Annotated in this window: 6 protein-coding genes; 3 read left to right on the top strand and 3 right to left on the bottom strand. The window is 61.0% G+C overall.

The features are described 5' to 3' along the window. Positions 1-114 precede the first annotated feature (114 nt). The 3 genes from ABI_RS16545 to ABI_RS16555 form a co-directional block, all read right to left on the bottom strand. The gene (locus ABI_RS16545) at positions 115-915 is read right to left on the bottom strand and encodes a thioredoxin domain-containing protein (protein ID WP_006274193.1); all 801 of its coding nucleotides are present in this window, start codon (positions 913-915) and stop codon (positions 115-117) included. Between the two features lie 17 nt (positions 916-932). Continuing rightward, on the bottom strand, positions 933-2,339 hold the full coding sequence (locus tag ABI_RS16550; protein WP_006274194.1) for a M48 family metalloprotease: 1,407 nt from the start codon (positions 2,337-2,339) through the stop codon (positions 933-935). Positions 2,340-2,471: 132 nt separating this feature from the next. Next, positions 2,472-5,195, bottom strand: a complete 2,724-nt coding sequence (locus ABI_RS16555; RefSeq protein ID WP_006274195.1) for an Rne/Rng family ribonuclease — start codon at positions 5,193-5,195, stop codon at positions 2,472-2,474. A gap of 659 nt (positions 5,196-5,854) precedes the next feature. On the opposite strand from ABI_RS16555, the gene ABI_RS16560 reads away from it, so the two are divergent. The 3 genes from ABI_RS16560 (at position 5,855) to prfB (ending at position 11,052) form a co-directional block, all read left to right on the top strand. Beyond that, positions 5,855-7,036 carry an N-acetylmuramoyl-L-alanine amidase family protein gene (locus ABI_RS16560; RefSeq protein WP_006274196.1) on the top strand — a complete coding sequence of 394 codons (1,182 nt, stop codon included), beginning with the start codon at positions 5,855-5,857 and terminating at the stop codon, positions 7,034-7,036. Between the two features lie 262 nt (positions 7,037-7,298). Next, complete coding sequence (locus ABI_RS16565) at positions 7,299-9,593, top strand: penicillin-binding protein 1A (RefSeq protein WP_006274197.1); 2,295 nt, start codon at positions 7,299-7,301, stop codon at positions 9,591-9,593. A 336-nt stretch (positions 9,594-9,929) separates the two neighbouring features. Beyond that, a protein-coding gene (gene prfB / locus ABI_RS16570) for a peptide chain release factor 2 (RefSeq protein WP_157138968.1) occupies positions 9,930-11,052 on the top strand; the annotation gives its coding sequence in 2 pieces (ribosomal slippage) (positions 9,930-9,998 and positions 10,000-11,052; 1,122 coding nt in all). Positions 11,053-11,210: the final 158 nt, after the last annotated feature.

An 11,210-nucleotide genomic window follows, 5' to 3' on the forward strand; every position in this document is an offset into this window, starting at 1 on the left:
ACCGCATTCCCAAAAGTGTGACGCACGGCTCGGGCTTTCTCGTTTTTGGATTAAAATGTGTGTAAAAACAAGAGATTAGAGTGCCGATCCGATCCTGCCGGATCGATACGGGCTCTAAGCCTTATTCTTCTTGCGCAGCTTTTCGACCGCCGCCGTCAGGGCCGGAATATCGGTCCCGCTGATCGGCTCACCATCGACAATAAAGGTCGGCGTGGCGTTGATCTCCAGATCCTGGCCCAGCATGACGGTCTGAACAACATAGTTCTGAATCTCGTCAGATTCCATGCGAGTCTGGATTGCCTTCGGGTCCAGACCGGCAGCCGCCAGAAGCGCGTGGACGTCTTCCTGGCTTTCGACCTGATTGGTCATCAAGGCGTAATGCACGGCTTCATACTTGCCGGCTTCCGAGGCGGCCAGGGCATAGGCCGCGAGCGGCCGCGAGTTCTTGCTGATGATCGGATATTCTTTGACGATGAGCGCGACGTCCGGATTTTGTTCGAGAAACGCCTTCAGGTGGGGTGAACCCGCGCGGCAGGCGCCGCACTTGTAATCGAGGAATTCCACGATCTTGATAGCCCCCGCCGGATTGCCCAGGATCGGGTCCATCTTATTGCCGTACAGGGCTGGCTTGAGGCTGTCGGCGCGGGCCTTGAGGATTTCGCGCGTCTTGGCATCCATGGCCTCGTTGGCCTGAAGCTGTAGCTTTTCGCTGGCATCGCGCAGCATGGCCGGCTGTTCCATCAATCCCTTCTGGGTCTGCCACGCGGCAACTTTCGGTGCCAGATACGGCGCAGCGGCAAGGATCACGGCGAACACGGCCAGGCCAGTGGTGATATGGGCCTGCAGGTTATCAGTCCATTTGGTCGCAGGCTTTGGGGATACGTTTTCGGTCTTAGGGAGTTCAGGTTCGGACACGTAAGAACTTTCTGGAGTTACGGGCGGCGGCGTCTGGTTTCGCCTTCAACGGGGTTGATACCCATTTCGGACGAGGTCACCATAACCAGGTCGCGAGCGCGGCGATATTCCGGGGTCGTCGCCTCGAAATATTTCTGCGCCCAGACGGCTGAGGTGCGCGCACCTTCATAGTTGCCGTTATAGAACTGCTCCTCGGCCGTGGCCAGACGTGCCATGCCGGGTTCATTTAGGGCATCGTAGGCCTGAGCCAGTTGCCGCCATGCAAAGCTGTTGTCAGCCTCGTACTTCAGCGATTCACGCAGATGGAAGACGGCCTGGGTTGCGTCCTCGCGCTCACCGGTGGCGATCAGGGTCTGGCCCAGATTTACCCGAAGCAGTGGTGCCTGGGGCATAAGCTGGACCGATTTCAGGTGTTCCGGCTTGGCCAGAGTGGCGCGGCCGGTCTCGAAATAGATCTGGCCCTTCAATTCATGCAGATAGGGATTGTCGGGCTGTTCGGCCAGCAGCACATCCAGATCGACCAGGGCCTTGTCCCAGTTGCCCTGCTTATAGGTGGCGATCACGCGGGCATAGCGGGCCGGGTAGGAGGTGTCGCTTTCGGGATAGTCGCGGAAGGTCTTGACCGGGTCTTCCATAAAGCCGGCCAGTTTGGCTTGGACGATCTTGAATTCCGCGACCACTTCGGGCGGATCGACCTCTTTGTAGTGCGTCTGTTGCTGGGCCAGGCGGGTGATTGTCTGGATTCGTTCGCGCGACAGCGGGTGGGTGCGGAAGAAGCCGTAGCGCTCGGCGTTGGAGAAGGTCTCGACATTGCGGAAGTTGTAGAAGAAGTCGACCAGTCCCCTGCCGGACATGCCGGCTTTTTCCAGCGCCTTGAGGCCGGCGATATCGGCCGCTGATTCCTGGGTCTGCATATAGCGCAGAGCGTTCATAGTGCCGAAGGTCGGCGAGCTTCCGATGATGGCCATGGCGCCGTCTGGAGAACCGGCCATGGCGGCGATGATGCCCAGCCCCAACGCCACCGCCATGGGGGCGCGGGCGGCGCGTTCGATCTCGTCGGTGCGCATCATATGGCCGCCGGACAGGTGGCCTGTTTCGTGGGCGATGACGCCGAACAGTTCGTTGGGGGTATTGGCTTCCAGGATCAGACCGGTGTTCAGCCCCATGCGCAGGCGGAATGTAGCGAAGGCATTGAGGTCGTCGCTGGCAACCAGAAGATACTGGACCTTGTCGGCTTCCAGGCCGGCAGCGTCGAGGATCGGCCGGGTGCGCTTGTGCAGGAACTGCTCGATTTCGGTGTCGCGGATGACGCTCTGGGCATGGGCGACGGTCGAGACGGCCAGCAGCGCTATGCCTGCGGCGATGGCGGCGGCGGCTTTCAGGGCGCGTCGGGCGAAGGCAGTTTGAGACGGATTGACGTGCATACGCAGATGACCCCGAGAACTCGCACTTTAGATAGGAAGCAAGCGTGACAAATCTAAGGCGTGCCGCTGAACTCAGAATGAATGACACCGAGGATGGACATGAAATTCCGTGTCCATCCTCGGCTCAGTACCTTACTTGCGCCACCAGCCACGCTTTGGCTTTTCAGGCGGAGCGGTGATTTCGTTGGGATCGGGTTCTGCCGCGACTGGTTCCAGCACCTTGACGGGCTGAGGTTCCGGCTCAGGCTCCGGCGCCGGCGCAATTTCCGCCACCACCGGCGTCAAGTCTACAACCGCTGTTTCCTGGGCTTCGACAACCGGAGCGGCCTTCTTGCGCGAACGGGTCTTCTTGACCGGCGCCGCGGGGGCTTCCGGCTCGATCGCCACCACGGCGGGGGCCGTTTCCGGCTCCAGTTCAGGCGCCACACCGGAGTCGACATCGGTCGAGGTCGGCATGGGCGCGGTGATCAGCGATTCCGAATGGTCAGGAGTCACTGGGTCAGCAGCGTCGACGCCGCCCTTGCGTCGCCGTGTCGGGCGCGGACGCTTGGGTGCCGGCTGGTCACGCAGCGCTTCGGGCACCAGCGAGGTCGGCGATGTCACTTCGGCGCCGAGCACCTGGATCACGGCCGCGGCGACGGAGACTTCCGCTGATACGGAGGCCGTTGTCGCGGTGAAGTCGCGCGTACGTTCGGTCTGCTCAAAACGCTTCTGCTGCTCTTCGAACGGATCGATCCAAACGTAGGGCGCTTCCAGCGACGGCGTGCGGGCGCGGATCCAGCTGTAGGTCTCGCGCGGACGGTTGTCGAAACCAGCACGGCGACCGCCACGGCGACCACGGCGGCGGCGATTGCGGCCGTTACGCGGATCGGAACCGTCGCCTTCGTCCTCGTCGTCGCCTTCGTCACCCTCAACCTCGTCGCCAGCCTCCGCATCGGCCTGAACCGGTGCGCGCTCTTCGCCCTCCAGGCGGTCACGGCCACCACGGCGGCGGCGGCGGCGCTTGCCGTTGCGGCCATCACGGTCGCCACGATCGGCGCGGTCTGCACGCGGTTCGCTGCGTTCTGCGCCGTCTTCGCCGTCCTCGTCGGAAGCGACGACATCTTCATCATCCACTTCGAGGGCTTCGTCTTCGGCGATTTCTTCCGGCGTCGGATCGAAGGCGATCGGCTCCGGACGCACCGGTGGGGTAAATTCGACCTCGGTCGCCAGGACCGTGCGTACGATCTGCAGGTCGGTGTGACCCAGGTCGTTGTCGATTTCGATATTGACCTTCAGGCCCCATTCCAGCCGCAGCTTGGCCAGGTGGACCTGCTTTTCATTGAGAATGTACAGGGCAACCGCGGTCGGCAGTTTCACTGTAATGGCGCCGGCGCCGTTCTGCATGGCTTCCATGTCGATGCGACGCATGGCCGACAAGGCGGCGGAGTCGATCGAGCGGATACGGCCCATGCCTTCGCAGTGCGGACAGGTTACGGTCGTGCCTTCCAGGAAGCCGGTACGGCGGCGCTGGCGGCTGATTTCCATCAGGCCGAATCCCGAAATCTTGCCCATCTGGATGCGGGCGCGGTCCTCGGCCAGGGCGTCCTTCAGCTTCTTTTCGACCGAGCGGTTGTTCTTCGGCTCATCCATGTCGATGAAGTCGATGACCACCAGGCCGGCCAGGTCGCGCAGGCGCATCTGGCGAGCGGCTTCTTCCGCCGCTTCCATATTGGTCTTCAAGGCCGTGGCCTCGATATTGCGTTCCTTGGTCGACTTGCCCGAGTTGACGTCGATGGCGACCAGGGCCTCGGTCTGGTTGATGACCAGATAGCCGCCGGATTTCAGCGGCACGACAGGGGAGTAGATTTTCGAGATCAAGTCCTCGACGCCATAGCGGGCGAAGAGGGGGGCATTGGCCTTGTAAAGCTGGATCTTCTTGGCCTGGGACGGCATGATCATCCGCATGAAGTCCTTGGCGGACTTGTAGCCGTCATCACCCTCGACCAGGACACCATCGAAATCCTTGTCGAACATGTCGCGGATGGCGCGTTTGACCAGATCTTCTTCTTCGTAGATCAGCGCCGGGGCGTTCGATTTCAGCGTCGTTTCGCGAATGGTTTCCCACACCCGCAGCAGATAATCATAGTCGCGCTTGATCTCCTGCTTGGTGCGCTTGGCGCCGGCGGTGCGGACGATCAGGCCCATGCCGTGCGGCACGTCCAGCGACTGTGCGACGGCTTTCAGACGCTTGCGGTCGGGCGCATTGGTGATCTTGCGCGAAATGCCGCCGCCACGCGCGGTGTTCGGCATCAGGACGCAGTAACGGCCAGCCAGAGACAGGTAGGTCGTCAGGGCCGCGCCCTTGTTGCCGCGCTCTTCCTTGACGACCTGAACCAGCAGGATCTGCCGGCGCTTGATCACTTCCTGGATCTTGTAACGGCGGATAAGGTGTTGGCGCAGGCGCCGCTCTTCATCGGGCAGATCGTCGCCGTCGTCCTCATGATGGTCGTCGTCGTCGGCGTCTTCGTTGTTGCCGCTGTCGCGATCGCGTCCGTTGTCCTTGGCGCTGTCTTTAGCACTTTGGGCCTGAGCCGCCAGTTCCGCCATCAGCTTCTCACGGTCGGCGACCGGAATCTGATAGTAGTCGGGATGGATTTCATTGAAGGCCAGGAAGCCGTGGCGATTTCCGCCGTACTCGACGAAGGCTGCCTGCAGGGACGGCTCTACGCGTGTGACCTTGGCAAGATAGATGTTGCCGCGAAGCTGTTTCCTGGCGTGGCTTTCGAAATCAAATTCTTCAACTCGTGAGCCGTTGAGCACGACGACACGGGTCTCTTCCGTGTGGGTCGCGTCGATTAACATAGTCTTTGACATTAAAAGTATCTCCGGAGCGCTCGGACGCGCGTCCCGGCGGAGCCGGACGGACTGAGGCGTGGCGCTTAAGGTTCAGGGTCGGGCGCGCAATTGCCGCGGCAAAGATGCCGGCGGTGGCGGGAGTTCCGGATTGGAAGCTCAAGGCGCAGCCCATGGATTCGTTTCTACTCAGTGGCGGCATGATGCGCGCCGGTTCTTTTACGGACGTGATGCTGGTTCCGGGCGAAAACTGCCGCCAGGCATCTGGCGGCGAGATAAGACCTCGATCCCGTCATCACAAGGTTCGCAGGCGCAAGTCGGTTCCTAGCAACACCGGACTCGCGTGAGAGCGATACCAATTTGCCACATGTCGCCAAATTGCGTTTCACGTCAACTGTTTTTATTGACGGCCAAGGGGCTGCGTGCCGCTGCGGTAACGCGGGTCTGAAAAGCTCAGGGTTGCGGCAACCTTTTCTTAACTGGCTGGAAACCACAAAGGTTAAATGCAGGGAAACCCTGTCGCTTAATCGTATTTCCATCCGTGTCTGCCATAGTCACCCCAACAACAGGTCTTGCGACTAAAAACATAGAACATGTGGTGCGTGGAGTAGTAAATGTTCCGACGGTATAATACCTTGGTACATGGTGTGAGTTGGGTACGCGTTTTGAAGCTTTCGCGGATGCTGGCGACTGGCGTTCTGGGAGCGGGCGTGTGTTCGGCTCCCGCGGTCCTGGCCGCGCCGGTCAATGCGTCGGGCGATGTCGTCAAGGTGCGCCTGGGCGGTGACGCCACGCAAACCCGCATCGTTATCGAACTGGACCGCGCCGTTGACGCCAAGGTGGTGACGCGCGACAGCGAAACCACCCAGCAGATCATCGCGCTACCTGATGTCGAGGTTGGCAAGGCGCTGTCCGGAACGGGCATGGGGCTGATCGCCGACTGGAAGGTCGAGAGCATCGCCGGTTCGACCCGCCTGAAGCTGAACTTCAAGGGGCAGGGCAAGATCTACCGTCGCTTCCTTCTGCCGCCGGCGGATGGCATCAGCGTCTATCGTTATGTCGTCGATATCGTGCCGGGCAATGCCGATACCGCCGTCGAAAAGCCGTCGCCGGTTCCGGTGATCGCTGCCCCCGCTTCGGGCAAGACGCAAATGGCCTCAAATACCAGCCGCAAGAAGGTCATCGTCATCGACGCCGGCCACGGTGGCAAGGACCCAGGCGCCCTGGGTGGCAACTCCTATGAGAAGGACGTTAATCTGGCGGCCGCACGGACCCTGAAGGCTTCGCTGGAAAAAACCGGCCGCTATACGGTGATCATGACGCGCGAAACCGACAGCTTCGTCGACCTGCCGGCGCGGGTCCGCATTGCCCGCAACGCCAATGCCGACCTGTTCATTTCGCTGCATTCGGATGCCGGCGGCAATGGTGAAACCCGCGGCGCTTCCATCTATACCTTGTCGGATTCAGGCACCGAACGTGCCGCCCGCAAGGCTTTGGTCAAGGGCGACTGGTCTTTGCCGGACATGCCGCAGTCGGACGCCGTCGTCAGCCGCATTTTGATCGACCTGACCCAGCGCGCCACCAAAAACCGTTCTGCCACCTTTGCCCAACTGGTCATGGACCATATCAGCGCGTCGACTCCGCTGCTGAAGACCAATCTGCGTCAGGCCGGGCTGTTCGTCCTGCTGGCACCCGATGTCCCGGCGGTGCTGCTGGAAATGGGCTTCGTGAACAACAAGGAAGACGAGGCCATGCTGAGCGATCCGCGCCACCGTGAGATCATGATGGGCCAGGTGGCCCGCGCCATCGACGTCTATTTCGCCAACGAAGTGCGCTACGCTTCTTTCGCAGGCCTGCCATAGGTTACGCGTGTTGATCAGAGCCTGAAGGCCCCTGTCGCAGGATAGGGGCCTATTTTTTGTGCGCGACCGAATCAAATAGTCGGCAACGCGTTGCAAACCGGTTGATTTTGCGGTCACTGGTACACCACAAAAGGCGCGATACGCCGAAATGGTGTGGACGTGCGTGAATTTTCACCGAAGTCCTTTGCCTATTTCGAGCACTTTGGTAAACGTGTTCGGATACCCGCGCTTCGAGCGCCCGGGGGAGTGCGTCGGAGGTTGCTTGTTAAAGTCGTCTGAGCGTTGGTTCGAAATGGCGGGCGTCGCCCTGATGACGGCCGTGGCCATTGCGGGCTTTGCAGTGACCATCTATGCCGCATGGCTGTTCCATGACATGCCCGACGGTTCCGAACTGGCCGACTTCCGGCCGGTCAACTCCGCCCGCGTCTTCGCCTGGGACGGCACCCTGATCGGCGAATACGGCCAGGAACGCCGCGTCAACGTCCCCTACGACCGTATCCCGGAACGGCTGCGCAGTGCCTTCCTGGCGGCCGAAGACCGTGCCTTCTTCCAGCACAGCGGTGTTGATGTCAGCGGCGTCTCGCGTGCCATGCTGAAAAACGTCTACAACTTCATCACCGGTCGCCGCTTCGAGGGCGGTTCGACGATCACCCAGCAGGTCGCCAAGAACCTGCTTCTCGGCAATGAACGGACGCTGGGGCGCAAGCTGAAGGAAGTCATCCTGGCGCGGCGGCTGGAAAGCTCGCTCAGCAAGGAGCAGATACTCGAACTCTATATGAACGATATCTATCTTGGCTATCGGTCCTACGGCGTTGGCTCGGCGGCTTTCAACTATTTCGGCAGGCCGGTTGACCAGTTGACTCTGGCCCAGTCTGCCTATCTGGCGGCGCTGCCCAAGGGGCCGGAGAACTACCGCCCGACCACGCATAAGGCCGCGGCGATTGCCCGCCGTAACTGGGTTATCGACGAAATGGCCCAGGCGGGCTTCGTCACCCGTGCCGAGGCGGAAGCGGCCAAGAAGGAAGACCTGATCGTCCAGGACAAGCCCCAGCGTGCCCACTATCATGACGCAGATTACTTCGTCTCCGAGGTGGAACTGCGCGCGCGCAAGTTGTTCCCAAATGATCCCAACGCCATCTATACCGATGGCTACTATATCAAGACCACTCTCGATCCGAGGCTTCAAACCTATGCGCGTCAGGCCCTGATGAATGGCCTGGAAACCTACGACCGCCGTCATGGCTGGCGCGGGGCGTGGGGCAATGAGCGCCCGGCTTCGGCGTGGCATAAGATCGCCGCCGAGAAGGAGCCGCCCTCGGAACGCGGGAAGTGGACTCAGGCCATCGTTACGGCGGCCGCCAAGGGCAGCGTCTCGATTGAAACCATTGAAGGCGACAAAGGCAGCCTGACGTCGAGCGATATCGCCTGGGCCTTTGCCGGCAAGGGCCTGAAAACCGGCGACCTGATCTTTGTCGAAGCCAATCCCGAAGGGGCGGGCTATCGCCTGCGTCAGGTGCCCAATGTCAACGGCGCCCTGGTCGCGGTCGATCCCTTCACCGGCCGGACCCTGGCCATGGTCGGCGGCTACTCCTTCTCGGTATCGAAATTCAACCGCGCCACCCAGGCCAATCGCCAGCCCGGTTCCTCGATCAAGCCCTTCGTCTACGCCGTGGCGCTGGAGCGTGACTTCACCCCGGCATCGATCGTCGAAGATGGTCCGATCACCATGATGGGCGGCGACGGCAAGATGTGGACGCCGCAGAATTATGAGCACGACTATATGGGTCCGCAACCGATCCGCCGCGGTATCGAGTTGTCGCGCAACCTGATGACGGTGCGTCTGGCCCAAAAGGTTGGCATCAAGCCCATTACCCAGAAAATCGTCGAATACGGTATAGCGGAAAAGGTGCCGGCGGAAATGTCGATGGTGTTGGGCGCCGGCGAAGTGACGCCTTTCAACCTGACCGGGGCCTATTCGATCTTCGTCAATGGCGGACGCAAGATCCGGCCGCATCTGATCGATCAGGTCCTCGATCGTGACGGCAAGGTGGTCTACAAGTCGGATGACCGGGCTTGCCCGACCTGCGGCCAGCCGTTCAACGGCCTGGAAAGCCCGCGTCTGACGGCGCCCGGCCAGCAGGTGATGAACCCGATTACCGCCTATCAGGTGAACAGCTTCATGCAGGGCGTGGTCGAACGCGGCACGGCCCGTTCGGCAGCGGCGCTGGGCATTCCCATGGGCGGCAAGACGGGGACGACCAATGATTACCGTTCGGCCTGGTTCGTCGGCTTCACGGCGGACATGGTCGTAGGGGTGTTCGTCGGTTTCGATGACAACCGCACCCTGGGTGACAAGGAAACCGGCTCGCAGGCTGCTCTGCCAATCTGGGTTGACTTCATGCGCAACGCCAACAATGGCAGGCCGAAAAAAGCAGTTCCTCAAGCCACGCGACGCTGTCTTCGTGTCGATCCGCGGTCGGGAAGAGGCCTTCAAACCGGGCACCGAGCCGAAATATCAGGCCGGACCGGACGAAGATGGGCCACGGCCGTATCTTGACACCTGGACGGACGGCGAGATCCAGGCGGCTCCGTCGGAAGCCCCGGCGGTGCAGGCACCAGCAGCGCCGAAGAAGAAGACCCTGGAAGACGCCAGCGAACTGTATTGATCGTAGTCTAAGGGGCGATTCACAGATCGCGCGGAGTTCGCAGTTTTTTTAGGGGGATATCGGAAGCGTTCGCCTCGGTATGCGAGGTGTTCTGCAGGACGTTATATGTAAATCTTTGCAATCTGCGTACTCCCTTTCTTCAAATCTAATGGCAGCCGCTTGCCATACCGGGCGGGCGAGGATAAACCCGCACCTCCGGGATTTGAGCCAGGACTTTAGGAAGCACCATGCGTTTGGATATCGAGACCTCCGCGTCCGAAATCGAGCAGTCCATTGGACTGCTCAGGAGGCGTCTTTGACTGGGATGTCGCACTGCGTCGTCTCGACGAACTGAACGCCCGGGTCGAAGACCCGACCCTTTGGGACAAGCCTGACGAAGCCCAGAAGATAAACCGCGAGCGTTCCAAGCTCTCGGCGTCAATTGAGGCCGTCCGGACGCTTGAAAAAGAACTCAAAGATGCCGTCGAATTTGCCGAACTGGGCGATATGGAAGGTGATGAGAGCCTGATCGAGGAATCGCGCGCCATGCTGAAGGGCCTCAAGGCCCACGCCGGCCGCGCCGAACTGGAGGCGCTTTTGTCGGGTGAAGCTGACGGCAACGACGCCTATGTCGAAATCAATTCCGGCGCCGGCGGTACCGAGTCGTGCGACTGGGCAGGTATCTTGATGCGTATGTATACCCGTTGGGCCACCGCCCACGGCATGACCGTCGAGGTCGAGGAAGAAACGTCGGGCGAACAGGCCGGCATCAAGTCAACCACTCTGATGATCAAGGGTGAGAATGCCTATGGTTGGCTGAAGACGGAGGCCGGTGTCCACCGCCTGGTCCGCATTTCGCCTTTCGATTCCAGTGCCCGACGCCACACCTCCTTTGCCTCGGTCTGGGTCTATCCAGTGGTCGACGACACCATCGTTATCGACATCAACCCCGCCGATGTCCGTACCGACACCTATCGCGCCTCGGGCGCCGGCGGCCAGCACATCAACAAGACCGACTCGGCCGTCCGCCTGACCCACATCCCGACCGGGATTGCCGTAGCTTGCCAGGCAGGCCGGTCCCAGCACGCCAACCGCGACGAAGCCTGGAAGATGCTGCGCGCGCGCCTGTACGAACAGGAACTGCAAAAGCGCGAAGCAGCCCAGCAGGCCCTGGAAGACCAGAAGACCGACATCGGCTGGGGGCACCAGATTCGCTCCTACGTCCTGCAGCCGTACCAGATGGTCAAGGACTTGCGCACCAATGTCGAGACCTCCGACAGCCAGGGCGTTCTGGATGGCGATCTTGACGCCTTCATGGGCGCCTCTTTGGCGCAAAGAGTTGGTGTGACACGGGACAGTGCCGACGCTTAATACCAAGCCTTATAGAGAATTACGCTTGGTATCGCTTTCTTTCAGCTCAAGCGCCGCCGCACGGGCGGCCCCGATGGCTCCTCGTATACGCTCGGGCGCCCAAAGTACGTTCTCTGTCGCGCTTGCCAACCCACGATGAGTCAAGATTTTCGCGGGTT

The organism is Asticcacaulis biprosthecium C19, assembly GCF_000204015.1.
GTDB classification, from domain to species: domain Bacteria; phylum Pseudomonadota; class Alphaproteobacteria; order Caulobacterales; family Caulobacteraceae; genus Asticcacaulis; species Asticcacaulis biprosthecius.

Coding starts and splice junctions, on each gene's coding strand:
- ABI_RS16555 (WP_006274195.1), bottom strand. CDS start 5,195: ATGTCAAAGACTATGTTAATCGACGCGACCCACACGGAAGAGACCCGT.
- ABI_RS16550 (WP_006274194.1), bottom strand. CDS start 2,339: ATGCACGTCAATCCGTCTCAAACTGCCTTCGCCCGACGCGCCCTGAAA.
- ABI_RS16560 (WP_006274196.1), top strand. CDS start 5,855: ATGCTGGCGACTGGCGTTCTGGGAGCGGGCGTGTGTTCGGCTCCCGCG.